24 protein-coding genes are annotated in these 26,369 nt (G+C 52.6%); 19 read left to right on the forward strand and 5 right to left on the reverse strand.

Annotated elements, in window-relative coordinates:
• Positions 1-490 precede the first annotated feature (490 nt).
• Positions 491-1,375, reverse strand: coding sequence for a LysR family transcriptional regulator (locus tag INT20_RS09155; RefSeq protein WP_193056812.1), 885 nt, complete (start codon positions 1,373-1,375; stop codon positions 491-493).
• 174 nt (positions 1,376-1,549) lie between these two features.
• On the opposite strand from INT20_RS09155, the gene leuC reads away from it, so the two are divergent.
• The 15 genes from leuC (at position 1,550) to INT20_RS09230 (ending at position 18,375) form a co-directional block, all read left to right on the forward strand.
• Positions 1,550-3,001 (forward strand): 3-isopropylmalate dehydratase large subunit, encoded by a 1,452-nt coding sequence (gene leuC / locus INT20_RS09160; protein WP_193054626.1) that lies wholly within the window; start codon positions 1,550-1,552, stop codon positions 2,999-3,001.
• A gap of 3 nt (positions 3,002-3,004) precedes the next feature.
• Complete coding sequence (gene leuD / locus INT20_RS09165; protein ID WP_193054627.1) at positions 3,005-3,652, forward strand: 3-isopropylmalate dehydratase small subunit; 648 nt, start codon at positions 3,005-3,007, stop codon at positions 3,650-3,652.
• A gap of 116 nt (positions 3,653-3,768) precedes the next feature.
• Positions 3,769-4,848 (forward strand): 3-isopropylmalate dehydrogenase, encoded by a 1,080-nt coding sequence (gene leuB / locus INT20_RS09170; RefSeq protein WP_172118399.1) that lies wholly within the window; start codon positions 3,769-3,771, stop codon positions 4,846-4,848.
• Positions 4,849-4,975: 127 nt separating this feature from the next.
• Complete coding sequence (asd, locus tag INT20_RS09175; protein WP_193054628.1) at positions 4,976-6,088, forward strand: aspartate-semialdehyde dehydrogenase; 1,113 nt, start codon at positions 4,976-4,978, stop codon at positions 6,086-6,088.
• A gap of 223 nt (positions 6,089-6,311) precedes the next feature.
• On the forward strand, positions 6,312-7,808 hold the full coding sequence (locus tag INT20_RS09180) for a type IV pilus assembly protein FimV (protein WP_193054629.1): 1,497 nt from the start codon (positions 6,312-6,314) through the stop codon (positions 7,806-7,808).
• 184 nt (positions 7,809-7,992) lie between these two features.
• A complete protein-coding gene (truA, locus tag INT20_RS09185; protein ID WP_193054630.1) occupies positions 7,993-8,940 on the forward strand; it encodes a tRNA pseudouridine(38-40) synthase TruA in 948 nt (315 codons plus the stop codon).
• A complete protein-coding gene (locus INT20_RS09190) occupies positions 8,927-9,565 on the forward strand; it encodes a phosphoribosylanthranilate isomerase (protein ID WP_193054631.1) in 639 nt (212 codons plus the stop codon). The genes truA and INT20_RS09190 overlap by 14 nt, the downstream gene beginning before the upstream one ends.
• Positions 9,566-9,745: 180 nt before the next feature.
• Positions 9,746-10,933, forward strand: a complete 1,188-nt coding sequence (trpB, locus tag INT20_RS09195) for a tryptophan synthase subunit beta (RefSeq protein WP_193054678.1) — start codon at positions 9,746-9,748, stop codon at positions 10,931-10,933.
• Positions 10,934-10,954: 21 nt separating this feature from the next.
• Positions 10,955-11,758, forward strand: coding sequence for a tryptophan synthase subunit alpha (gene trpA, locus INT20_RS09200; RefSeq protein ID WP_193054632.1), 804 nt, complete (start codon positions 10,955-10,957; stop codon positions 11,756-11,758).
• Between the two features lie 93 nt (positions 11,759-11,851).
• Entirely contained in the window at positions 11,852-12,856 is a 1,005-nt protein-coding gene (gene accD, locus INT20_RS09205) for an acetyl-CoA carboxylase, carboxyltransferase subunit beta (protein ID WP_193054633.1), read from the forward strand.
• Positions 12,834-14,135 (forward strand): bifunctional tetrahydrofolate synthase/dihydrofolate synthase, encoded by a 1,302-nt coding sequence (gene folC, locus INT20_RS09210; RefSeq protein WP_226912111.1) that lies wholly within the window; start codon positions 12,834-12,836, stop codon positions 14,133-14,135. Before accD ends, folC begins: the two co-directional genes overlap by 23 nt.
• A gap of 27 nt (positions 14,136-14,162) precedes the next feature.
• Positions 14,163-14,900, forward strand: a complete 738-nt coding sequence (locus INT20_RS09215; RefSeq protein WP_193054635.1) for an SPOR domain-containing protein — start codon at positions 14,163-14,165, stop codon at positions 14,898-14,900.
• Between the two features lie 3 nt (positions 14,901-14,903).
• The gene (locus INT20_RS09220; RefSeq protein ID WP_193054636.1) at positions 14,904-15,476 is read left to right on the forward strand and encodes a CvpA family protein; all 573 of its coding nucleotides are present in this window, start codon (positions 14,904-14,906) and stop codon (positions 15,474-15,476) included.
• 131 nt (positions 15,477-15,607) lie between these two features.
• Positions 15,608-17,128 (forward strand): amidophosphoribosyltransferase, encoded by a 1,521-nt coding sequence (gene purF / locus INT20_RS09225; protein WP_172118409.1) that lies wholly within the window; start codon positions 15,608-15,610, stop codon positions 17,126-17,128.
• A gap of 41 nt (positions 17,129-17,169) precedes the next feature.
• Positions 17,170-18,375, forward strand: coding sequence for an O-succinylhomoserine sulfhydrylase (locus tag INT20_RS09230; RefSeq protein WP_193054637.1), 1,206 nt, complete (start codon positions 17,170-17,172; stop codon positions 18,373-18,375).
• A gap of 112 nt (positions 18,376-18,487) precedes the next feature.
• On the opposite strand, the gene INT20_RS09235 is transcribed toward INT20_RS09230, so the two are convergent.
• Positions 18,488-18,775 (reverse strand): hypothetical protein, encoded by a 288-nt coding sequence (locus INT20_RS09235; RefSeq protein ID WP_172118411.1) that lies wholly within the window; start codon positions 18,773-18,775, stop codon positions 18,488-18,490.
• Positions 18,776-19,416: 641 nt separating this feature from the next.
• Between INT20_RS09235 and INT20_RS09240 the strand changes: the two genes are divergently transcribed.
• From INT20_RS09240 to INT20_RS09250, 3 genes are all read left to right on the forward strand, one after another.
• Positions 19,417-19,974 (forward strand): cytochrome b, encoded by a 558-nt coding sequence (locus INT20_RS09240; protein WP_193054638.1) that lies wholly within the window; start codon positions 19,417-19,419, stop codon positions 19,972-19,974.
• A gap of 161 nt (positions 19,975-20,135) precedes the next feature.
• The gene (locus INT20_RS09245; RefSeq protein WP_193054679.1) at positions 20,136-20,720 is read left to right on the forward strand and encodes a YceI family protein; all 585 of its coding nucleotides are present in this window, start codon (positions 20,136-20,138) and stop codon (positions 20,718-20,720) included.
• A 143-nt stretch (positions 20,721-20,863) separates the two neighbouring features.
• Complete coding sequence (locus INT20_RS09250) at positions 20,864-22,159, forward strand: MATE family efflux transporter (RefSeq protein WP_193054680.1); 1,296 nt, start codon at positions 20,864-20,866, stop codon at positions 22,157-22,159.
• A gap of 30 nt (positions 22,160-22,189) precedes the next feature.
• Here INT20_RS09250 and INT20_RS09255 read toward each other — a convergent pair whose 3' ends face one another.
• The 3 genes from INT20_RS09255 to INT20_RS09265 form a co-directional block, all read right to left on the reverse strand.
• Positions 22,190-23,674: an NCS2 family permease gene (locus INT20_RS09255; RefSeq protein ID WP_193054639.1), complete on the reverse strand. Its 1,485-nt coding sequence runs from the start codon at positions 23,672-23,674 to the stop codon at positions 22,190-22,192.
• A gap of 221 nt (positions 23,675-23,895) precedes the next feature.
• Positions 23,896-25,086: an amino acid aminotransferase gene (locus tag INT20_RS09260; protein WP_193054640.1), complete on the reverse strand. Its 1,191-nt coding sequence runs from the start codon at positions 25,084-25,086 to the stop codon at positions 23,896-23,898.
• Entirely contained in the window at positions 25,087-25,425 is a 339-nt protein-coding gene (locus INT20_RS09265) for a 4a-hydroxytetrahydrobiopterin dehydratase (protein ID WP_172118416.1), read from the reverse strand.
• Between the two features lie 126 nt (positions 25,426-25,551).
• Here INT20_RS09265 and cobA point away from each other — a divergent pair, with 126 nt between their 5' ends.
• Positions 25,552-26,331, forward strand: a complete 780-nt coding sequence (gene cobA, locus INT20_RS09270) for a uroporphyrinogen-III C-methyltransferase (protein WP_193054641.1) — start codon at positions 25,552-25,554, stop codon at positions 26,329-26,331.
• Positions 26,332-26,369: the final 38 nt, after the last annotated feature.

Here is a 26,369-nt window from a genome sequence, read left to right on the forward strand (position 1 = left end):
TTATTCCTACACTGAGGAGTAGTAGCAAACGCTATTGCTAAGAAAAACGTGTATATTCAGTGTATAGGAGTATCTAATAGGTTGAACCAGGATAAAGGTTGATATTGAAGCCGGTAATAATAGGTCGTAATGCCGAACGTCTAAGTAGTATTGATGAGTATTGAAGTATTATTCTTTTTAATTATTTTTCTTCGTGAATGATTAAAATGTTGAGTGTTTCTCAAATTACTTTATAAAAAGTTGAATTTAAAAGGTAATATTTAAAAGAGTGGATAAAGGTAGAGGTTGAAGGTTTTAATGGTTATATGTTAGTAATTACGATTAATTGTAAGTTATTTTCCTGGGTGTGAAGTATGTGCTTTTAAGAAGCAGTAGGTAGGTAAGTTGGGCATAAAGTTGGTCGAGCTCAGGATGAGTTGTAGGCGCAAGTGGCTAGACACATCATTGCGATAAATTGTCTGCTGAACTTAAAAGGATAACATATACTTGGTTATCCATGATGCGTCGTTTTCGTCGCCTCCAGCGCCTCAATCATTTTTATCGCGGCGTTGGAAAGTGTCCGATTGGTATGCACCAAATAGCCGAGCGGCCTGTAGATAGGCGGTGTATCTATTTTCAGCTCGACCAGCTCACTATTAATCATCCCCTCAGGCAGCAGGCTCCATCCAAGCCCAACACTACACATCATCTTTAATGTTTCCAAATAGTTGGTAGCCATACTGACCTGTAGAGACAGGCCCGCCTTGGCAAAACGTTGCTCAATCAATGTACGGGTAAATGTTTTGGCGCTAGGTAGAACACATTTATAGTGACAAAGTGCTTCAAGGCTAAGGATAGCGGCTTGAGCTAGCGGGTGGTCGGGCGCGCAAACAAAACATAGCCGGTCATGCCAAAGGTTCACCACGTTTAATTGCTCAACAGGGTGGGGAGCGAGCGTCACCACGGCCATTTCCAGGGTGCCATCCTGCACGCCCTGGTAGGCAAACTCTGAATCCAGAAAATGCAGATCCAATTCTACTTCTGGATGGCGCTGGGTGTAGTTTTTTAACACAGGTGGCAGGCGGTGTAAGCCAATGTGATGGCTGGTAGCCAGCGTTAATTGGCCACCCACCTGGCCAGAAAGATTCGCGAGTGCTCGGCGGCTATCTTCTACCGCTAACAGAATTCGCTTGGCTTGTGGCAGTAATAAATGGCCTGCCTCGGTAAGTGAAATACGCCTGCCAATACGGTCAAACAGCCGCGTGCCCACCAGCGACTCCAGCGTGGCAATGCGTTTGCTAACCGCTGGCTGAGTGAGGTAAAGCTGCTCGGCGGCGCGTGAGAAGCTTTGTGTTTCAGCAACGGCTAAAAACGCTTGTAGGCTCTGGGTGTCCACGTGGTGCTCACTATTGTGTGGTTAGTATTGGTGTATTCCAGTATGGAATCATACCTATAAATAACATGAATTGCTTTTATGGTCGCTACGCGTAACACTGGCTGCATCGTCACATTAAGCAGCACGTAGAGGCTGCGATACCGAACTAGCAGGGCGCTTGCCCAGGAGAGCCACATGTCAGGTCAAACCCTTTACGACAAACTCTGGAACCAGCACTTGGTGAAGCAGCGCGATGACGGCACGGCGCTGATCTACATTGACCGCCAACTGCTTCACGAAGTGACCTCTCCGCAAGCGTTTGAAGGGTTGCGCTTGGCCAAACGTATGCCGTGGCGCCTGGATGCAAACCTGGCAACGCCGGATCACAACGTCCCAACGACGACGAAAGAGCGTGCCGAAGGTAATAGCGGCATTAAAGACCCGGTGTCGTTGATTCAGGTTCAGACGCTTGACGATAACTGCGTTGAGTACGGAATTGAAGAGTTTAAAATTAACGACCCCCGCCAGGGAATCGTGCACGTGGTTGGGCCAGAGCAGGGCGCCACGTTGCCCGGCATGACCGTCGTTTGCGGTGACTCCCATACGGCCACTCACGGTGCTTTTGGCGCGCTGGCGCACGGTATCGGCACGTCTGAAGTTGAGCACGTATTGGCGACGCAATGCCTGTTGGCACAAAAAATGAAGAACATGCAGGTGCGCGTTGAGGGGGAGCTTGGTCTCGGCGTGACCGCCAAAGATGTGGTACTGGCCATTATCGGCAAGATCGGTACAGCAGGTGGTACGGGCTACGCTATCGAATTTGCGGGCAGCGCTATCGGATCGCTCTCCATGGAAGGCCGTATGACCGTGTGCAACATGGCGATTGAAGCGGGTGCCCGGGTCGGGTTGATTGCGGTGGACGACACGACGATTGATTACCTGGCCAAGCGCCCCTTTGCGCCGACCGCCGAGCAGTGGGAAGCCGCAGTAGCTGACTGGCGTCAACTGGTATCAGATGACGATGCCGCGTTCGACAAAGTAGTGACTCTGAAGGCCGAAGAGATCGAGCCGCAGGTCAGTTGGGGAACCAGCCCCGAGATGGTGACAGGTATTTCCGGGCACGTGCCAGACCCGCAAGCCTCGCAGGATGAAACCGTTCAGCGCAGCCATGCTCGCGCGCTTGAATATATGGGCTTGCACGCTAACCAAAAAATTACCGATATCAAGCTCGATAAAGTGTTTATTGGTTCGTGTACTAACTCGCGTATCGAGGATTTGCGTGAGGCTGCCAAAGTGGCTCAAGGCAATAAAGTGGCAGGTTCCATTAAGCTTGCCATGGTGGTGCCGGGTTCTGGCCTTGTGAAACGCCAGGCAGAAGAGGAAGGGCTGGATAAAATCTTCATCGACGCTGGTTTCGAGTGGCGCGAGCCGGGCTGCTCCATGTGTCTGGCCATGAATGCTGATAAATTGGGCGCAGGCGAGCACTGCGCATCGACCTCCAACCGCAACTTCGAAGGACGCCAAGGGTACGGTGGTCGTACGCACCTGGTGAGCCCTGCCATGGCGGCAGCGGCTGCGATTGCTGGCCACTTTGTTGATGTACGCAGTTTATCCGCCAACGATGCTACCCACGCCCAGGAGGCTTAACCCATGAAAAAGTTCACTCGTTTTGAAGGCGTGGTTGCCCCGCTTGATCGCGCTAATGTCGATACCGATTTAATTATTCCCAAGCAGTTCTTGAAATCAATCAAACGAACCGGCTTTGGCGTTAACCTGTTTGATGAGCTGCGTTATTTAGATGAAGGACAGCCGGGGCAGGATTGCTCCAGTCGCCCGCTTAATCCTGATTTCGTGCTCAACCAGCCGCGTTTTAAGGGGGCCGAGGTGTTGCTGGCTCGGCGCAACTTTGGTTGTGGAAGCTCGCGTGAACACGCGCCGTGGGCACTGGAAGATTTTGGTTTTAAAGTAGTGATTGCGCCAAGCTTTGCAGATATTTTTTACAATAACGCGTTTAAAAACGGCATCTTGCTGATCACGTTAAGCGAAGAAGAAGTGGATCGCTTGTTTACAGGCGTTGATGCTAATGAGGGCTATCAGCTGGATATCGACTTGGAGAACCAGCGGGTCATCACGCCGAGCGGCGAAATTCTTGAGTTTGAAGTGGACGCGTTCCGCAAGCACTGCCTGCTCAATGGACTGGACGATATCGGCATCACGCTGCAGGACGAAGAGGCGATCCGTGCCTTTGAGCAAAAACACAAAGATGCTCGGCCCTGGTTGTTCCGTCAGCCTGCCTGATACAGCCGCATAAGCGTCATTCAGAATAGTTAAAAAGACACACATAGCGCAGTGCAACGCCATTGCACCGCGCTAAGCGGCGGTAAGCCGTGCTGACTCTCTATTAAGGATTTAACATGACCCATAAGGTGCTTCTATTACCCGGCGACGGTATTGGCCCAGAGATTGCTGCTCAAGCTGCGCGTTTGCTAAAAGCGTGCCAAGAAGCGGGTTTGGATATTGACGTTGAAGAAGCACTGGTCGGCGGTTCGGCTTACGACGTGCATGGCGACCCACTGCCTGCTGAAACGCTTGAAAAAGCCAAGGCGGCCAGTGCGATTCTGCTCGCTGCGGTGGGTGGCCCCAAATGGGACAAAATCGAAGACCTTTCCAAGCGCCCTGAAAAAGGTTTGTTGGGCCTGCGCAAGAACCTGGGGCTGTTTGGCAACCTGCGCCCGGCCATGCTTTACCCGCAGCTGGCCAGCGCCTCCAGCCTGAAGCCTGAATTGGTGGCAGGCCTGGATATCATGATTGTGCGTGAATTGACCGGCGGCATTTACTTCGGCCAGCCGCGAGGTATTGAGGAGCGTAACGGGGAGCGTGTGGGCTATAACACCTACATTTATTCCGAAAGTGAGATTGAGCGCATCGGCCGCGTCGCGTTTGAAATGGCCCAAAAGCGTGGCAAAAAACTCTGCTCGGTAGATAAGGCTAACGTGCTGGAAGTTACCATTTTGTGGCGTGAAGTGATGGAGCGTTTGGCGCCAGAGTACCCGGACGTCGAGCTTTCGCATATGTACGTAGATAACGCCGCGATGCAGCTGGTACGTGCCCCGAAACAGTTTGATGTCGTTGTGACCGGCAATATGTTTGGCGATATTTTGTCTGACGCCGCCGCCATGCTTACCGGCTCCATCGGTATGCTGCCTTCGGCCTCGCTGAACGAAAGCGGCCAAGGCATGTATGAGCCTTGCCACGGAAGCGCGCCGGATATCGCTGGGCAAAACATTGCCAACCCGCTCGCCATGATGCTGTCGGTTGCCATGATGCTGCGCTACTCGCTCAATGAAACGGCCATGGCCGAACGCATTGAAACCGCGGTGGGTAGCGTTCTGGATAACGGCCTGCGCACGGCGGATATCGCCGCAGAAGGAACGCGTCGTGTTTCGACGGTCGAAATGGGCGATGCGGTACTGGCGGCCTTTGCAAAAAGTTAAATGCGCTATAAAGCGTGCTAACTATTTGATATGAAAAGTGTGATGCCTCGGCCACTCAAAGAGTGGCCGACGTTATTTATCAGATTTGTGTATAATATATGTCTCATTCTTTGCTGGAGGACTTCGCATGTTGAAAGTCGGTTTCGTAGGATGGCGTGGCATGGTGGGTTCTGTGCTGATGCAGCGCATGCAGGAAGATGGTGATTTTAACGGCATTGAGCCGGTCTTTTTCACCACCTCCCAAGTAGGCCAGCCTGGTCCCGACATCGGCGTAGACGTACCTGCGTTAAAAGATGCGTTTGCTCTTGAAGAATTGAAAGCGTTGGATGTTGTTATTACCTGCCAAGGCGGTGACTACACCAAGCAAGTTTATGGTGACCTGCGTAAAAATGGCTGGCAGGGTTACTGGATTGATGCCGCCAGCACGCTGCGCATGGAGGATGAAGCTACCATCGTGCTTGACCCGGTTAACCGTAAGGTCATTGATGCGCAGCTTGCCAAAGGTGCCAAGACCTTTGTCGGCGGTAACTGCACCGTTAGCCTCATGCTGATGGGCTTGGGCGGCCTGTTTGAAGCCGATATGGTTGAGTGGATGACCTCCATGACCTATCAGGCGGCTTCCGGTTCTGGCGCCAAGCACATGCGCGAACTGCTCAATCAAATGGGTCAACTGCGCGACAGCGTTAGTAGCGAACTGGCTGACCCCTCCAGCGCGATTTTGGAAATTGACCGCAAGGTAACGGCGGCCATGCGTGGTGGCGACTTCCTGACCGATAACTTCGGCGCCCCCCTTGCCGGTAGCCTACTGCCGTGGATTGACACCAAGCTTGAAAACGGCCAGAGCCGTGAAGAGTGGAAAGGCTTTGTTGAGACCAATAAAATTCTGGGTCTTGGTGATAATCCTGTGCCGATTGATGGTCTTTGCGTGCGTATTGGTGCCATGCGCTCTCACAGCCAAGCATTCACCATCAAGCTGAAACATGATGTGCCGCTGGATGAGATTGAAGAGCGGATCGCTCAGCATAATGAGTGGGTCAAGCTGATCCCCAACGAGAAAGAGGCCACCATTGCAGGTTTAACGCCTGCCGCCGCTACCGGCACATTGGATATTCCGGTGGGGCGTTTGCGTAAGCTGAACATGGGCGGTGAATACCTTTCGGCATTTAGCGTTGGCGACCAACTGCTATGGGGTGCTGCCGAGCCGCTTAAGCGCATGCTCAAAATTTTGCGCGAACAGTAAAACAACGCAGTACGTCAGCCAAAACCGGGGCGCTTTTAGCGCGCCGGTTTTTTTGTAAGTGTTTTAACTTAAATTAAGTAACCCGCCTCCATGCGTTACCTGCGTATTTGTGTTAATTATAATTTGCGTTCTGTGTTGGCATTTACCGCACTTGCTAGCGCGGTTTCCATAAAAAAACGGATTGGGTAACGTGGCGAAAAAATATTCAAATTATCGCGTTTTCTTGAAAACGATCGCACTGCTGTCGATTGCTGGGGTGCCGTCTTTTGCGCAGGCAATTGAAGCCGGACCTGCCGAGGTGGAATCCTGGCTGGAAGCCCCGCTAAATGCTTCGTTACCGTTGCTTGACTCAAACGCCTACGCGCTAGACGAGCTAAGCGTACAGGTTGCTGATGAACCCTCATTTATCGCCTCTGGGCTTGAGTGGATGCCTTTGGCTCGTCAGGTGCATGCCGAGATTCAAGAGCAAGCGGGCAGTCGTCGCATTATCCTGCGCTCATCACAGGCGGTAACAACGCCCTGGTTGGATTTGCTACTGGTCATTGATTCGCCGGAAGGGCAGCAACAGCACGCGGTCACGTTGCTTTTTGACCCGGCTGACTACGCTAATTATCCATTGAACCAGGCGGAAGCTGACGGCGTCGTGTCAAGCTCAGGCTCGGAAATGACAGAGCCTCTTCCACGTGCCGAGGTAAGGGTGCAAGAGGGTGATACGTTGTGGCGTATTGCCTCGCGCAGTAAACCTGAGCGCGCGAGCGTTCAGCAGATGATGTTGGCACTGGTAGCGGCGAATCCTGAGTTCTTTCCTGAGGGCAATATTAATAGTTTGCGGACGGGCCAGGCACTGCGCTTGCCCGCAGAAGGGCAAGTGCAGCTACGTTCAGCCGATGAGGCGGCTCACGCTGTCCAGGTGATGGTGGCAGGCGAGCAGCGCGCCAATACAGCAGTGCCTCAGAGTATTCCAGTGGACGTTGAGGTTGAGGCGCCTCCTGGACCTGAGCTGGCTACTGCCCAGATAGAAGCCGAGCTGACTCGTACCATGGCCAGGTTTTCAGAGCAGCTGGAGCAAAGCCAGGCAAGCTTACTGGCGGCTAATGAAGAGCGTGAGCAGCTTCGTCTTGAACTCAGCGAACTGCGTCATAATCTCAGTCAATTCATCGAGAATAGCGTGTTGGTAGAAGCGTCTCCTCCGATGCCATTAATGGCTGAGGCGACTGCTGCGGCACAGCCAATTGCTGACGTACACGATGCGCCATCAAGTGGTGTTTTGAGTAGTATTGAGCGTTATCAATGGCCACTCATTGCCCTTGGGCTGGTACTGCTGTTGACGGGATTAATATGGCGCAGAAAGCGGCGCGAGGCTGAAGAGCCGGTTGCTCAAGCGCATTTGAAGAGCGCGTCGCTTGCCGAGCCTCAGGTGTTCAAACCATCGCCACCCGTTAGTAGTGACCTGCAAGCCTCTACACGTAAACCCGAGAGAGGCGATGCTTTTGGCGCTAGCTATGCTAAAAGTCAGGCAGCAGGTTTGGCAGGCCATGGCAGCCGACGGTATCCGCAAGAAGATGCGCTGTTATTAAAGGGCATGGACTTTAAGCGGGTTGAAGCGCCCGAGCTGACACCGTCTGAAACGCTGAAAAAAGTAAGCACGGCTCGCTCGATAGGCACAGAGTGGGAAATTGAAGAGGTAGCATTCAAGCCGCCGGGTCGGGATAATGGCTAGGCTTTGTACGAAAACTGCTTGCGCTCGACCATACGACGTTAAAAATCAGCTCAAAATACTCATTTACCCATGTAAACTCGTGCGCGAGCTCGGTCCGTTTTTTCGCTGATTTTTGCCTTGTCTGGCCTTCGCTCAGCAACTTTTCGTATAAACCCTATCCTTTCAAACTTTATGACGTGGCTTGATGACCCAGTTTTACCACTTTGATGAAACCCGGCCGCTGAAAGGCCGTTTGGCAATAGGCATTGAATATGATGGCACGCGTTTTTGCGGCTTTCAGCGTTTAAAGCATGCTGCTTCTGTTCAAGGCGCCGTAGAGGATGCTTTGGCAAAAGTGGCCGGTGCCCCCGTTCAGATACATGCCAGCGGACGTACGGACTCAGGCGTTCACGCCACGCGTCAAATAGCGCACTTTGACCCACCGACTGAGCGGACTGAGAAAGCCTGGATTTTTGGTGCCAACACCAACTTGCCACGCGATGTCGCCGTGCGCTGGGTGAAGCCAGTCTCGGACGATTTTCATTCCCGGTTGGGCGCGCTTGGCAGGCGTTACCGTTATTTACTGCTCAATCAAATCAGTCGCCCTGTGCTTGAACGCACGAACGTAACGTGGTGCCGCGATCCTCTGGATGCAGATGTCATGCATCGCGCTGCGCAGGCTCTGATTGGCGAGCATGACTTTTCAAGTTTTCGTGCTGCAGGCTGCCAATCCAAAACGCCATGGCGGCAAATGCATTTTGTCGAGGTGAAGCGGTTTGGCCCGCTGGTGGTCATTGATATTCAGGGCAATGCGTTTTTACATCACATGATTCGCAATATCGCTGGCGCCCTGGTTAGCGTAGGTCGTGGGGCGCAGGACGAAGGTTATATTGAACGATTGCTGGCGCTAAGGAATCGTAAGAAAGGTGATGTAACCGCTCCCGCGTGTGGGCTGCATTTTGTTGATTCAATTTACGACGAGCGGTTTGATTTGCCCATGGAGCCGGTAGGGCCTAACCTGCTCGCTTTTACCGGGGAGTGGACAGGCGAACGAGAACTGCCAGACACACCCAGAATAGCGGCGCGGCGTAAACTGACATTTGCTAAAACAACGTCTGATCCCGCTCAGGAGGCGCTAGATGAAGACGCTTAGCCCTATGCGGACGCGGGTCAAGTTCTGTGGGCTTACCCGCAGTGATGATATTAAAAGAGCCGTAATGCTGGGGGTAGATGCGCTGGGTTTTGTCATGTGGCCGAAAAGCGCGCGCAGCATTACGCTTGAGCAACTTGAAACGCTTTCGGGTGAAGTACCTGCTTTTGTTACCCGGGTAGGGTTGTTTGTTGATCAATCCGTTGACGTGATTCAGCAGTGCTTACCGTACCTGGACATGATTCAGTTTCACGGTGATGAGTCTCCTGCGTTTTGCGCACAGTTTGGGCGCCCCTGGATTAAAGCGCTGCGAATGCGTGACGATATCGATTTATCTCAGGCAGCTGCTGACTATCATCAGGCACAGGCGCTGCTGTTGGACGCCTACCGGCCGGGCACGCCAGGTGGCACAGGAGAGGTCTTTGATTGGTCGAGAATCCCCGCAAAACTGGCAAAACCTGTTATCCTCGCAGGCGGGTTAACGATTGATAATATCGCCTCTGCCGTTCACCAAGTGGCGCCTTATGCCGTTGATGTGTCGGGTGGGATTGAAGCAGCGCATGGTCGTAAAGACGTTGAAAAAATGACACTGTTTATTCAGCAAGTCGCGTTAGCCGACGCCCGTTAAACACGCCGCGCAGTCTGTTTTTTTATGACGCTGCGCTCTATGTCCGCTTATTCAATTGTTGCCTGTTCTGGCAACCTTGTGAGGTATCCTGTGACTGTCTCAGCAACTGGTGGCGCTAATACTGTTTCTGAAACCGTTCCTGACACGGCTTCCAAGACCAGGTTCAGCGACCTGACCCGAATGCCGGATGCCCGCGGTCATTTTGGCCCTTATGGTGGCCGGTTTGTATCCGAAACATTGAGCTACGCCCTGGAAGATCTTGAGAAAATTTACGTAAGCCTGCGTGATGATCCTGCTTTTCAGGCCGAGTTTGATAGTGATCTTGCCCACTACGTAGGGCGCCCGTCGCCGCTTTATCATGCCAAACGTTGGTCCGAGATGCTCGGTGGTGCGCAAATATGGTTAAAGCGCGAAGATTTAAATCATACCGGCGCGCATAAGGTAAACAACACCATCGGCCAGGCACTGCTTGCCAAAAAAACCGGCAAACCACGGGTCATCGCTGAAACCGGTGCCGGGCAGCACGGCGTGGCGACGGCAACGGTTGCCGCGCGCCTGGGTCTTGAATGCGATGTGTATATGGGTGCTGAAGACGTGCAGCGCCAAAAGCTGAATGTCTATCGTATGCGTTTATTGGGCGCACGAGTGATTCCGGTAGAGTCGGGCACGCGCACCCTTAAAGATGCCATGAATGAAGCGCTGCGCGACTGGGTAACGAACGTTGATAACACGTTTTACATTATCGGCACGGTAGCAGGGCCACACCCATACCCTGAGCTTGTGCGCGACTTTAATGCGGTAGTGGGGCGTGAAGCACGCCGCCAGTCGCTGGAACAAATCGGCCGCTTGCCGGATGCGTTGGTCGCGTGTGTTGGTGGTGGGTCCAACGCGATTGGGCTATTTTATCCGTTTGTTGAAGACGATGCCGTCGCGATGTATGGGGTTGAGGCCGGAGGTGATGGTGTTGAGACGGGCCGTCATGCCGCACCGCTTTCATCGAATGCCCCGCGCGGTGTGCTGCACGGAAACCGTACTTACTTGATGTCTGATGAAGCGGGGCAGGTCGCCGATACACACTCCATTTCAGCCGGGCTTGATTATCCGGGCGTTGGCCCTGAGCACGCGCTTTGGAAAGATGTTGGTCGTGTTAGCTATGTCACCGCTAATGACAGCGCTGTGCTGGAAGCGTTTCGAGAACTGACGCAGATGGAGGGTATAATGCCTGCCTTGGAGTCAGCCCACGCGCTGGCGCATGCCAAGGTGCTGGCGCCTACCATGCGCCCTGACCAGCATATCGTCGTTAATCTTTCAGGCCGTGGTGATAAAGATATTATGACCGTAGCCAACATTGACGGTATCGAATTTTAAGGCCCGCTTTTAAGGACAAGCATGAACCGTATCGATCAGCGCTTTTCTGAACTCAAGCAACAGGGCCGCAAGGCTCTGATACCTTATATTACGGCGGGCGACCCGGCGCTACAGTACACCGTTGGCTTTATGCATGCGCTGGTAGAAGCGGGTGCGGATGTCATTGAACTTGGTGTGCCGTTTTCTGATCCAATGGCGGACGGCCCGGTTATTCAAAAAGCCTGTGAGCGCGCCTTAAAGCAGGGCACCCGCTTGGTCGACGTGCTGGATATGGTGGCTGAATTCCGTCAGGCCGATGCCACAACCCCGGTCGTGTTAATGGGGTATCTAAATCCTATTGAGCGTATTGGCTACGAGGCCTTCGCTGAGCAGGCTGAAAAAGTGGGCGTTGATGGTGTGCTAGTGGTCGATATGCCGCCAGAAGAGGCCGATGAATTGGGTCCGCTGTTAAAAGCGCATAATTTAGCAGCAATTTTCCTTGTGGCGCCTACCACTTCACCTACGCGAGCCGCTACAATATGCGCCCAGGGTGAGGGGTACCTTTACTACGTTTCGCTAAAAGGCGTTACTGGTGCGGCAACCTTAAATGCAAGTGACGTCGCTGAACGCCTGGCACCGCTACGTGAAATGACCGACCTGCCGCTATGTGTTGGTTTCGGTATCCGCGATGGCGTAACGGCTGCTGAAGTGGCTAACGTAGCGGATGGAGTGATTGTCGGTAGTGCGTTAGTAAACCGTATTGCCGAAAATGTAGAAACGCCCGAAATTATCGCTGGTCAGCTTAGAAGCGTGCTAGCAGAGATGCGCACCGCAATGGACGTCTAACGCTGCCCCTCATCGTCTATACTTGAAGTTGATTGACGACACTCATCAAGCTTGGCGCTGCCAGGCATGACGTAAAACGGAAGCCTTTTTGATATGAGCTGGTTAGACAAGATAGTGCCCTCCATGGGGCGTATCCAGCGTAAAGACCGTCGTGCCAGTGTGCCCGACGGCCTCTGGCGTAAATGTCCCAAGTGTGAAGCCGTTCTCTATCTTCCTGAGTTAGAGAAACACCATAGTGTTTGTCCGAAATGTGACCATCACTTGCGGCTGACTGCGCGGAAACGCTTGGACTGGTTCCTGGATAAAGAAGGTCGTGAAGAAGTCGCGGCAGAGCTTGAACCTGTTGATCGCCTGAAATTCCGCGACTCTAAAAAGTACAAGGACCGCTTGGCGGCCGCGCAAAAGGACACCGGCGAGAAAGATGCGCTGATTGCTATGCGTGGCACGTTGGACGGTTTGCCGGTCATTGCGGTTGCTTTCGAGTTCACCTTTATGGGCGGGTCGATGGGGGCCGTAGTGGGTGAGAAGTTTGCCCGAGCGGCGACTATCGCGCTTGACGAAGGTATTCCGCTGGTTTGCTTTGCGGCTTCCGGTGGTGCGCGTATGCAGGAGGCGCTTTTCTCACTGATGCAAATGGCCAAAACATCGGCGGCACTTGAGCGACTTAAGCAGGCCGGTGTGCCCTATATCTCGGTGCTTACCGATCCAGTGTTTGGGGGCGTATCCGCTTCGCTCGCCATGCTGGGCGACTTGAATATTGCTGAGCCCAATGCATTGATTGGTTTTGCTGGTCCGCGTGTTATTGAGCAGACCGTCCGCGAAACGCTGCCAGAAGGTTTCCAGCGCAGCGAGTTCCTGTTGGAGCATGGTACGGTCGATATGATTGTACATCGCCAGGAAATGCGTACCCGTGTGGGCGGCGTACTACGCAAGTTGACTCATCAGGAGGCGCTTTCGTTAGCCAGTGAGTTGACGGATGATGAAGCCGTCGCTGAGCCGGTGGTTGATGAAGCACACATCGCCGATACTGACGTAACGGTTGACGAGACAGGTCCGGATTCTATTGACAAGAGCCATGAACCACACCGCAATGCCTAAGTCGTTAGCAGAGTGGCTTCAGCATCTGGAAACCCTGCACCCTGTCGGGATTGATTTAGGCCTGGAGCGTGTGTCACGTGTTGCTGAGCGTATGGGGCTATTTAAACGCCCCATTGCCAATCGCGTTGTCATTGTGGCGGGCACCAATGGTAAAGGCTCGACGGTTGCCATGGTTGACGCGGTGGCTCGCGCACATGGTTGGCATGTGGGTACGTACTCCTCGCCTCATCTATTGCGTTACAACGAGCGGGTGCGTATCAACGGCCAGGAAGCTGGCGACGCGTGCCTGGTCGAGGGGTTTGAACGTGTCGAACAGGCTCGCCTGGAAGCGCCGGAAATTAGCCTGACCTATTTTGAAGCAGGTACATTGTGCGCACTCTGGTGTTTGGCACAAGCTGAACTGGATCTTGCGGTACTTGAGGTGGGCTTGGGCGGTCGTTTGGATGCCGTCAATATCATTAATGCGGATGTTGCGGTTGTCACTACGATAGCCCAAGACCATGCGAGCTTTTTGGGAACCGATATTTCGCAAATCGGGCTTGAGAAAGCGGGTATATTTCGCCCGTTGCGGCCAGCGGTATTGGGCAGTGAGTCGCTTCCCGGTAGCGTGGCCGATGCGGCTATTGCCTTGGCGGCGCCGGTTTACCGGTTAGGATTAGCGTTTAACCACAGTGCCGAGGAAAACAGCCATTTACCCTGGTGCTGGAGTGGGTTGACGGCAACGGGGGAGACGCTTTCTCTGGATGCGCTGCCTGATCCTGGTCTGCCTGTCGATAATGCCGCAACTGCGCTACAAGCGCTGGCGCTTACGGGGCTGACGCTAACGCTAAAAGCCACGCAAAATGCATTAGCCAGTGTTAATCTGCCAGGCCGGATGCAGTGGATAGGGCAGTGGTGCCTGGATGTGGGGCATAATCCTCATGCGGCTACCTATGTTGCTCGCCATTTGCCAGTACCGCCTGATACAGGACGGCAGTGGGCAGTGATAGGTATGCTCAATGATAAAGACGTTGATGGTGTTATTGCGGCGTTAGCACCGCGTATTACTGACTGGGTCTGTGTAACGCTTGATGGCGAGCGCGGCCACACGGCCAATGAACTCGCTGAGCGTATTAAAGCCCATGGTGGCTGTGTGCGGCTTTGTGCAGACTCGCCTGAAGCCGGTGTTGATGCCATGGCTGAGATGCTCACTGACAAGGATCGCATTTTGGTAACGGGTTCCTTTTTTACCGTCGCCGCTCTGTTAGCTCGATCACTGCCACAAGCCAGCCGTTCTTAAGGCGTAGTCCCGCTAGAGGGAGATGATATGAAATATGGTAAAACAGAGCGCATTAGCGGTGTTGTGATTCTGCTTGCGCTACTCGCAATCGTTGTCCCTTGGCTGATGAGTGACCCGGCGCCGCGTGAGGAGCGACAGCAACCAACGTTCATTATTGAACAGCCCATAGAAACGGCGCGCCATGATGTAGACGCTCCCCAAATGCCCTCTACCATTAACCCTCAGCCCTCTTCAAATGTGGCAAGCAATGATGGGGTTAATGCACCGATAGATGCATCTCCGAGATTACCTGATACTTCTCAAATTGATGCGCCCAGTGAAACGGAAACCGTCGCACAAGCGCCTATGTCATCTTCAAACACTGACGCTCCCCAAAATGACCCCATTGCCGACCTGGTAGCCTCGAATAGCACGTCGACATCCAACAGCCAAAGCGCTGCAGGTTCTTCAAGTGCAGGTTCTTCAAGTACAGGCTCTTCAAGTTCAGGTTCATCAGGGGCGGGTTCATCGAGTGCTGGGCCAGCGTCTACACAGCAAGGTGGGTGGGCGGTCCAGGTGGGTAGTTTTGGCGATGCCGCGAATGCTCAGCGACTAGGTAGCCAGCTTACAGGCGAAGGATTTAGTGTTTTCCAACGCCAGCGCGACAATAACTTGACCACAGTGCTCGTGGGGCCTTACGCATCATCAGAGGATGGCGAAGCGGCGATGGCCTTAATTAAACAGCGCGCAAACGTGCAAGGTCTGTTAGTGCGAGTAAGAGATTAAACGATGGCGCTAACGTGGATTGATGCTGTATTTCTTGCCGTGCTGGCGCTTTCGATGCTGGCCGGCTTTGTTCGTGGTTTTGTTAGAGAAGCGTTGGGGCTTGGGGCATGGGTGGTTGCGTTAATGGTCGCCCGCGTATTGGCAGAGCCGGTCGCCGAGTTAATGAGCGGGTTTATCGAAAGTTTTGACGCTCGACTTGTATTGGCCTTTGCACTGGTTATTTTTGCGGTGATCTTGCTTTGCAGCATTGTTATTCGCTTGGTGCACGCGGCCATTGTATGGGTAGGCATGGGGCTTTTGAACCGTTTTGCGGGAGCTGTGTTTGGTATCGCGCGTGGCACGATCATCTTGCTGGTGGCCACGGTCGTTATTACGCTCACGCCGCTTGCCGAGCTTCAGGCATGGCAGCAAGCTTCGTTACGGCCCACCTTTATCGAGTTGCGCGATTGGGCGGTTAGCCAGTTGGATCAGTGGGAGCGTGAGCTGCCAGAAGCGCCCGCCTCTTTACGCGATATATCACTGCCTGAGATTCGCCCGCATGGCAGTTTTGCGCCGCAGCCCATGGATAGTCAATAACGCCTAACAGCGTGTTTTGCGCTTGGCTAACTGCTTGACGGGTACTGGTTAAACGCAAACGTATTAAAATGAGTTTTAAGAACGTACGGGCTTGTTTTGGCAAGCCATGGCACTAAAGCGAGGTAACTTGAATGTGCGGTATAGTGGGCCTTCTGGCCAAGCAGGCGGTAAATCAGGGAATCTACGATGCCCTGACCGTACTTCAGCATCGCGGCCAGGACGCTGCCGGTATGATGACCTGGAGCGAGGGACGCTTCTTACTGCGCAAGAGCAATGGGCTAGTGCGCGACGTCTTCCACACTCGCCATATGGCTCGCCTTAAGGGCAACCTGGGCATTGGTCACGTACGTTATCCTACCGCTGGTTCATCCAGCGAAGCGGAATCTCAGCCGTTTTATGTCAACTCGCCTTACGGTATTGCGTTGGCCCATAACGGTAACCTAACCAACTCTGAACAGTTGAAGCAGGAGCTTTTCTCAACCGATTTACGGCATATCAATACCAGCTCCGACTCTGAAGTGTTGCTTAACGTGTTTGCCCATGAGCTGGGTAAGCAAGGCCTGCATCTGGAAGCGGAAGATATTTTTGATGCGGTACGTAGAGTGCACCGGCGCTGCAAAGGCGGCTACGCGGCGGTCGCGATCATTAACGGTTTTGGTATGGTGGCATTTCGTGATCCTCACGGCATTCGTCCAGTGGTGTTTGGTACTCGCCAAACGGACGAAGGGCAGGATGTCATGATTGCGTCTGAGTCGGTCGCGCTAGACGTGGGCGGCTTTGAGCTTGAGCGTGACCTGTCACCCGGCGAAGCGATATTTGTGGATATGCAGGGCCAGTGTCATACGCAAGTATGTGCTGACCGCCCGGAACTGCGCTCGTGTATTTTCGAGCATGTATATCTGGCACGCCCTGACTCCATTCTGGACGGTGCCTACGTCTATGGCACGCGCATGCAAATGGGGCGCAAGCTGGGCGACCGAATCCTGAACGAATGGCCTGATCACGATATTGATGTTGTGATCCCCATTCCGGATACGTCCCGTACCTCCGCGCTGGAAATGGCCCAGCACCTTGGGGTGACGTATCGCGAAGGCTTTATGAAGAACCGCTATATTGGCCGTACGTTTATCATGCCTGGCCAAACGCAGCGTAAGAAATCGGTACGCCAAAAACTCAACGCCATCGACATTGAGTTCAAAGGCAAGAACGTGCTGCTGGTGGATGACTCGATTGTACGTGGTACGACCTGTAAGCAGATTATTCAGATGGCCCGAGATGCGGGTGCGCGTAAGGTTTACTTTGCCTCCGCTGCGCCGCCTGTGCGCTACCCTAATGTGTACGGTATCGACATGCCTGCGGCGGTGGAGTTAATTGCCCATGGCCGCACTGAAGATGAAGTAGGCGAGCTGATTGGCGCTGACCGAATTTTCTACCAGGATCTGGAAGACCTGAAAGATGCTTGTCGCGAAGTAAACCCGGAAATGGAAGCCTTCGACTGCTCGGTCTTTGATGGCAAGTATGTTACGGGGGATATCGATGAAGCGTATCTGGCCGTGCTTGAAGCCAGCCGGAACGATGCCGCGAAAGATCAAAGTGCGGGTGATCATGCGCTGGTCGATATGCACAATCAGGATGATGACCTCGACGACTAACGACAGGTCACTGATGCTTACTGAAAATAAGGGGTACGTCCATGCATAATGACAGCCAACAGGATGAGTGGTCGTTAGAGACGCTGGCGATCCGTGCAGGCCATCATCGCACCTTCGAGCAAGAGCATGCGGAGCCTATTTTTCCGACCTCTAGCTTTGTCTATGAAAGCGCTGCGGAAGCAGCGCGTAAGTTTGGTGGGCAAGAGCCTGGTAACGTTTATTCGCGTTTTACGAACCCCACTGTACATACTTTCGAGCGCCGCTTGGCAGCACTTGAAGGTGGGGAACGCTGTGTGGCAACAAGCTCGGGTATGTCGGCCATTTTATCGACGGCGCTTGCGTTATTGTCTGCCGGCGATGAAATCGTGGCATCGCGTTCGCTCTTTGGCTCGACCGTCAGCCTATTCGATAAGTACCTGGGCAAGTTTGGCATCACCACCCGCTACGTTGAACTCTCTAATGTAGAAGCGTGGGAAGCGGCTATTACGCCCAAAACGCGGCTCCTGTTCGCAGAAACGCCCTCAAACCCGCTTTCCGAGATTGCCGATATCCCGGCGCTTGCTGCCATAGCAAAACGTAATAATGCCCTTTTGGCCATTGATAACTGCTTTTTGACACCTGCGCTGCAGCAGCCTCTTGCGTTGGGTGCCGACCTCGTCATCCACTCCGCGACTAAGTACCTGGACGGTCAAGGGCGGGCCATCGGTGGCGCTGTCGTGGGTAAGCATGATGTACTGGAAGAAGTCTTCGGTGTGGTTCGTACCTGCGGCCCTTGTCTCAGTCCCTTTAATGCTTGGATATTTACCAAAGGGCTAGAAACACTCTCTCTACGAATGAAAGCTCATTGTGAAAATGCGCTCACGCTGGCGCGCTGGCTGGAACAACATCCTGCAGTAAGCAACGTGCATTACAGCGGTTTGGAAGCGCATCCGCAGCATATGCTTGCCAAGCAGCAACAGAAGGGCTTTGGCGCTGTGCTTGGGTTTGAGGTTGTTAATGGGCAGGAGGGCGCTTGGCAGGTGATTGATGCGACTCGTCTATTATCCATCACCGGTAACCTGGGGGATGTAAAAACGACGATCACTCATCCCGCGACGACCACGCATGGACGCTTATCCGATGCGCAAAAAGAGGCAGCGGGCATTGTTCCTGGGTTGATTCGTGTGGCGGTGGGACTGGAAAGCCAGCAGGACATTCAGCGTGATTTAGCGCGTGGCCTCGATGCGCTAGCAGCGGAACAAGGCTGACAATATAAGCTCTGTTTTATCGTTAGGCTTGCTTTATTGGCATAAAAAACCCCACGTGCGTGGGGTTTTTTGCGACAGATCTGCTTTCTAGAAGCTGTCAGTATTGCCTGCCTTACGAGTTAAGGCTGTGCAGGTCATTACCTTTAATTGTCCGGTCTGCTACTGTTTGCTGGCTTTCGTCGAAAGAGGCATCAAGTACCTTGTTTTGAGCCTGGCCGCCATTGATCGCAGGTAAGTCCGATGGGGACATAGTGAGGTCTTCCTGGCTGTAATGGGCAGTCGATGTTGGAATCATCACGGTGTTCAGTTTCTCTGAACCACGCTCAGCCAGTGCAGCTGCTGAAAAGGTAGTGGCAGATAAAGCGACGGCAATAGCGGCGACAGTAGTAAATTTTTTCATGATATAAACCTCATTAGTGTGTGGTTGTTCTCCCATGCATGGTGTGCTTTTTGCCAAGTCACTCGAGAACATGACGAGATTGTAAGCCTGCAAACTAGATAATAAAATTGATTAAAAGTACGCGAAATATTCTAAAAAATTGAATTAATTTCAATAACATTACCGGGAGTGTTTTTTTCTTGTTTTTTTCTTGTTTTTTTCTTGTTTTTTTCAATGCTCCTTGCCTCTGTTTTTTAAATTCTCCACACCTATCAGTAGGAACCGCTTACTGGTTGCTGATTGTGCGGTCCATGAAAGCTGTTAGCATGTTAATCAATGGTTTTTACGAACGCTGTATTCTGCTTTTTTCAGCAGTCTTTTAAAGCGCCAGCCGGTATGCTCCTGATATTCATAGCGGTAGCCGCGCAAGAGTCGCTCTTTCGGCGGCTTGAGAAACCGAAGGTCGTTTTGATATTTGATGATAGTGTTCAGCTGAGTGCTTTGATGGGGGCTCCGCTGGGATTAACGGGCGCTCTCGCACTGTCTTGACTTCGATAAGAGCAGGCCTGCGATAGCCATGAGCGAAATGCCAACACTTGGGCATGTTTGACAGGAAGTCGAGTCAGCATAGCGTTTGTTTGGTAGTAACGAGGAAGAAAATAATGTGGCGGAACACGCAGCGCACTTGGGGTCTCGTGAGTATTCTGTTTCATTGGCTTAGCGCCATAGCAATTATTGGCCTGTTTATATTGGGCTGGTGGATGACGGGGCTTGGCTACTACGATAGCTGGTACAATCAGGGGCCATGGGTGCATCGTTCGATTGGCATGCTACTGTTGATAGCCACGGTTGCACGCATAGCGTGGCGCTTACTGCAGCCGACGCCGGCAGGTGAAGGCAGCCGCTTCGAAGTCCTGGCAGCCCATCTGGGCCATATCGCGCTCTACATCGTTTTGCTTCTTGTCATGCTTAGCGGTTATATGATTTCTACGGCTAATGGCCGGGGTATTAGCGTTTTCGGTTGGTTTGATGTGCCTGCATTACTGCATGGCCTTCCTAATCAAGCCAGCATCGCCGGTGATATTCATTGGTACAGCGCATTAACATTGGTAGTTTTGGCTGCAGGCCATGCGTTAGCCGCATTTAAACATCACTGGATTGATCGACACGCTACACTGGTGCGTATGGTTAATCCGGTGCGCCGATCTGAGCATTCATAAGCAATAAATGCTAATACATAAGTGCTAATTAAAAAGTACTAGTTAAAACGTACTTCGAGCTTGGTGAGCAAGCTCGTAAATACTGGCTGGAATCGCGTTTTCGAGCATGGAGTAAATAAAAATTCTCTGTGTCTATTAAGGAAAGAGAGGAGATAACCATGATGTTGAAGAAAAGTGTCGTTGCATCTGCTATTGCCGCGGCTGCATTAGTGCCATTAAGCCAGGCTCAGGCAGCTGATTATAACGTTGACACCGAAGGCCAGCACGCTTTCGTACAGTTTAAAATTAGCCATCTTGGCATGTCTTATATTCTGGGTAGTTTTGAAGAATTTGATGGCCAGCTCTCTTACAATGAAGATGATGTAGACGCTTCTGCTGTTGAGTTCGAGGTTCAGGTGAATAGCTTGAACTCTAACCACGCTGAGCGTGACCGTCACATTCTGAGCAGTGACTTCCTGAATGCAAGCGAATATCCAACCGCTTCATTTGTCTCGACCAGCTTTGAATCAACAGGCGACAACGAAGGTGTTGTGACGGGTGATTTAACGTTACACGGCGAGACGCAAGAGATTGAAATGCCCGTGACGTTAATCGGTCAAGGTGAGGACCCATGGGGTAATTACCGTGCCGGTTTTGAAGGCAGCACAATGCTTACCTTGGGCGATTTTGGCATCGATATGAGCGACTTCCCCGAGCCCATGCACGAGCTAGAGCTTTATGTAACGTTTGAAGGTATCCGTCAGTAAGTTATCCGTGTTAAAAAGCGCCACCGCCCCAAGGGGCGGTGGCGCTTTTGGTTATAAACATTGCAAATGAAGGAGTTACCGGTTTGAGCACTATATCGAGTCAGCGCAAGTTGGCAATAACTCTATGGCGCCAAACCTGGCCGATGGCCATCGGGGTACTGGCGTTATTGGGTTTTCAACTTGTTGATAGTGCTTTTGTCGCTCGCCTTGGCACTGCACCTTTGGCAGCGCAATCGTTTACCTTCCCACTCTCTTTCTTAATTATTGGGATCCAAGTGGGTATGGGCATTGCCATTGCAGCGCTTATTTCTCGAGCCTTGGGAGCTGATGAGCATGCGAGAGCAAAGCGCTTAACCAGCCTGGTATTGCTTGCTGGGGGAGCCGTGATTGGCGTGCTGGGTATAGGCTTATGGCTTTTTCATGAGCCTGTTTTTCGTCTGTTAGGCGCAGATAACACGGCACTTTCTTACATCCGTATTTATTGGGGGCCGCAACTTTTTTCAGCATGGCTGGGTGCGGTGCTTTATTTTATCTATAGCGTATTTCGTGCCCACGGCAATACCAAGCTACCAGGTAAAATGATGGTGCTTAGTAGTGTAGCCAACCTGGTGCTCGATCCACTGCTGATCTTTGGTGTTGGCTCCTGGGAGGGCTTGGGGTTGCCAGGGGCTGCTTGGGCAACGTGTATCGCATTCGCTTTGGGGTTAGTGATTACAAGCCAGGCGCTGATACGTAAGCAATGGGTGTCTAACGTTGGACTCTTGGGTGAGGCCAAACACTCCTGGCGCCCTTATGTAGGCATTGCCGCTCCCGCGATGGTGAGCCAATTGATGCCACCTCTTGCCAGCATGTTAACCATTGCCGTTGTCGCTGGGCTTGGCGATACCCAAGTAGCAGCGTGGGGGCTGGCAAGCCGCCTGGAAACGCTTTCGCTGATGGTCATACTGGCGATGACCATGTCGCTTCCGCCTTGGTTGGGGCGCTGTTATGGGGCCGGGGATTGGGGGCAAATTCAGCAGTTAATACGCTTGGCGCTTAAAGTGGCTGTTATATGGCAGCTAGGTCTTGGCGTGATACTTGCTTTGGGTGCGCCTTGGCTCGCGATGGTTCTGGCGGGAACGCCTAACGTGCAAAGCGAGCTCACACTACTGATTCGCTTCTTGCTGCCAAGTTATGCTGCGCTAGGGGTATGTATGTTGGTGGTATCGGCGGGAAATGCGTTGGGCTGGCCGCTGCGCGCCATGCTGCTTTCCAGTGCGCGCCTCTTTGTCTGCTACTTGCCTTGCCTGTGGGTAGGCTCTCTGCTCTTTGGCTGGTGGGGCTTGGCGGTAGGGGCAGCGATAGGAAATTTGTTGTCGGGTTTAACTGCGTGGGTCGTATTGGTACGTATATTATCCCGCCCGCAACGGCAGGCGGGATACAACGCCTCAAGTAATTAGCAAATTAATGGGTAATTAACACATAGCCAATTAATGCTTGTGTGGCGCTTGCTGGAATGAGAAATAGGCAAATAGCAGCGCCATTGCCAAGTAGCCGAGCACAAATTGTGGCGCGGCGTTCAATGCAAGTTGAGGCGCGTGCATTAAACCGACAAATGAAAAGCCTGCTGCAATCAAGGCAAATACGGCAGCGCGGCGAAACTGATGATCAATCACCGATACCGTCATTGCGCCCAACAAAATAGCCATAAACATGGCGCCTTGGCCCATCACCACAATGGCACTGGAAATATCGCTCACCACTTCGCCTGCGCCACGGCTAAAGCGTGTCATTATATAGTTAGCAAAGTAGGGCAGCATGGCGAGTGCAACGGCGGGATAATAGCGCGTATCGTTGGCCTGGAATGCCGTGGCAATCATCGACATGCCCACAAAGACTAATATGGGCGCTACCACGGAGACGGGAATAATGGCTGCCAGGGCGGCAATTAATCCTGTCATGGTGGCCAGCGCATAAACAGCACCGTTCAATAAGCTGTAACCGCGCCCGGCGCCCATCCACTTTGCGCCTACCGTGGCGATATACACGGTAGTAGGAAAAACGCCGCCAAATAGTGCGCCGATCATGGTACCTACGCCGTCAACCGCCTGACATTCGCGGACGTCGTATTTGTCGCCAGCTGCCTCCATCGCTTCAACGTTGTTCATGGTCTCAATGGCGTTATAAAGCGTAATAGGAAGAACAACGGTTAGAACAGCGAGCATACCGGTAAATAGTAAACCTAAACCTTCAAACCAGGCCAAATTGGGAAGCAGCGGGTAAAAGCCCAGGTGCGTAAATGCATCGCTGAAGCGCTCACTGCCGGCATCGCCAATCAAGTAAGCCATCGCCGTGCCGACAATAATCGCGAACAGCGAGGTAGGTAGCTTAAAGGGCATGCTGACCCGGGCTACCAGGCCAACGATAATAATAGCCAGCACGAGAAGGCCAATAACCGGTACTTCCAGTGTTTTAAACAGCATCTCACCGGCAATAAACGTGAGAGCTACCCCCGCGACAGCCCCCAGCATGGCAGCCCGTGGCAGATGATACTGCACCCATCGGCCAATCAGGCTAATCGCCGCTTCAATAGCGCCACTAATAAAGCAGGCAGCCACCGCAACCTTCCAGGCCAACTCGGTATCACCGGTCAGTTGCTTGGCGGGTAACAGTACGCCAAATAAAAATACAAACATAACCGGAGTAGAAATGCCGTATGAAAGGGCGGTAACGTCGGTACGGTTCTCTTTCCTGGCTAAGCGTGCAGCGCTCCAGGCGTAATAGAAATTGCCGACCATAACGGCAACGGCCGCTCCTGGCAGCACCTGACCATAGACGATCGAGGCAGGGAAGCCCATGCCCAGCATGGTAATCGCGATAACGATAAAGTTGGCGATATTATTTTGGAAGAGAGCAAAGAAGGCATCGGTGTCTTCTTTTTTATACCAAGGGTAGTGTGTGCTGGCTGCCGCCATGGAAAGCCTCGTTAATAAAAGAGTTTAACAGTGCAAACCGTTAGGCAGATAGACCCAGGTGGGGTTGACTGATCGGTCAGGTTGGCGCTGAACAGGACGCCGCACGGGCGGCCTTGGCTCTGGCGGCAAGCGCGCAATTGTACACAACAATACAACCATTCCCAAGATACAAAAACGCCCAGGCAAAGCCTGGGCGCTGAGTAAAGCGTTAGGCAATGCGGTTAGTCGTTAACCGCTGCAATTGCTTTGGCAAGGTAAGGGAGATTTTCATGAGAGAAGCCCGCAACGTTGGCGCGTCCAGAGCGGACCATGTAAATGCCAAACTCATCGCGTAAGCGATCTACCTGGTCAGGCGTTAGCCCGGTGTAGGAGAACATGCCGCGCTGTTCAGCAACACAAGCATATTTCTGATCCAGGCCGTAGGGTTTCAGGGCTTCCACAAAATCACGGCGCAGCGTATTAATACGGTCACGCATTTCGGTGAGTTCTTCACGCCACATGGTGGTCAGTTCGGCATCGTTTAAAATTTCGCTTACGATGGCGCCGCCGTGAGCAGGCGGGTTGGAGTAGTTTTCCCGGGCCACAATGGCCACCTGAGAACGCACATTCTCCATCTGCTCCGCGTCTTTAGCGACCATGATAAGGCAGCCAGTGCGCTCGCAGTAGATACCGAAATTCTTCGAGCAGGAGCTGGTGATAATCACTTCGTCCAGCTGTTCGGCTAGTAGGCGTACGCCGTAGGCATCTTCATCAAGCCCTTCACCAAACCCTTGGTAGGCGAAGTCAACGAGTGGTAGGAGCTTACGTTCACGTAGAACGACCAGCACTTCCTGCCACTGCTCTTGGGATAGATCAAAACCGGTCGGGTTATGGCAGCACGCATGCAGCACCACGACGTCGCCTTCAGGAATTTTTTTCAGCGCGGCCAGCATGCCTGAAAAATCGAGGCGGTTATCAGCATCTACATACGGATATTTATGCAGCGCTATGCCCGCAGACGTAAAAATACCGTGGTGATTGGGCCACGTCGGGTCACTTACCCAAATACCTTTATGGGGTAGCTGAGTCGCAATAAAGTCAGCCGCTAAGCGTAACGCACCGGTACCGCCGGGGGATTGAGTAGCGCTGGCGCGTTTGGCTTCCAGTACGGAGGAGTCGCTACCCAGCACCATGGGCAATACGACATTGCTGTAGGCGGGCGCCCCGTGCGAACCGATATAGGTTTTGGTGGCTTCATTCTTGAGCAGGCGAGCTTCAGCTTCTTTGACTGCGCGCATTACCGGTGTAGTACCCTTTGAATCGCGGTAAACCCCTACGCCCAAATCAACCTTTTGCGGATTGGTATCTTTTTTGAAAGCTTCGATCAGCCCGAGAATGGCATCTCCAGGGACTCGCTCAATATGCTCAAACATTTACTCAGCTACCTCGTCGGTTCTGGCGGCAAGAATGAAATCATTAAGATGCAGGCCATTAATACGATGTGTCCACCACATTACGGTGGTTTTACCCCATTCGGTGATTAGCATGGGGTGGTGTCCGGCCTGCTCTGCTATCTCGCCAACACGCTGGGTAAATGTCAGCGCCTTGGCAAAGTCATAAAACGAAAAGCTTCGTGACAGCTTTATGATGCCATCGTGCTCGACAATCCGCCACTCCGGTAATTGCTCAAGATAAGCCTGACACTCGCTTTTATCTAGCGGCGGGGTATCTTTCGAGCAGGGCTCACAGATAGTTTGTGCAAGCCTGAGCATATATATTCCCTCATAAAATCGGCATAACACTGGTCATGAAAGCAGACAAACGCAAACACGGCCAATTATCATTGGAATGATTACGCGTAAGCAACAATATAGGTATGAATTTTGTCAGGAGGTGGAATGAGTGGTTTTGTTAGCCTGGTGGGCGCAGGTCCTGGCGATGCAGAGTTATTAACCTTAAAAGCCTACAAGCGCCTTCAGCAAGCAGATGTCGTGCTTTACGACCGCTTGGTTAGTAGCGCTATTTTGGCGCTACTGCCGAGCAATACGCAGCGCTTCTATGTTGGAAAGGTCCGATCGCAGCATAGCGTTCCTCAACAGGAGATTAATCAACGCTTGGTCGACTGGGCCATTGAGGGCAAAAGCGTCGTAAGGCTTAAAGGCGGTGACCCGTTCATATTTGGTCGCGGCGGTGAAGAGTTGGAAGCGCTAATCACTCATGGAGTAGCGGTGGAGGTTATTCCCGGTATCACCGCCGCCTCAGGATGCTCCGCTTATGCTGGCATTCCGCTTACCCACCGTGATCATGCACAGGCTGTCCATTTTGTGACGGGGCATTGGGCGGATGATGAGCAGGCAGTGGAGTGGGAAGCGTTAGCAAAACCAAACCAAACACTGGTTTTCTATATGGGGCTAAACAGCGTTGGTGTAATTAGCCAAAAGTTGATGGCGTATGGGATGTCGCGTGATACGCCTCTGGCGTTGATTGAGCAAGGGACGATGGCTGAACAGCAAATCCATGCGGGAACATTGGCATCGCTGCCTGAGGCCTTGACGACAGGCCGTATTCAGTCACCGGCGCTTTTAATTATTGGTGGTGTGGTTTCACTGCACACAAAGCTTGCGTGGTTCAAAAATGCTCATCCAGGCGAAGCTCCTGTTCATAATGATCTACAGTAGAAGGTGGGTTTGGCTAATGCATTGAATCTGCTAGTGGA

The sequence above is a fragment of the Halomonas citrativorans genome (genome assembly GCF_014898005.1).
In the GTDB taxonomy this organism is placed as follows: domain Bacteria; phylum Pseudomonadota; class Gammaproteobacteria; order Pseudomonadales; family Halomonadaceae; genus Vreelandella; species Vreelandella citrativorans.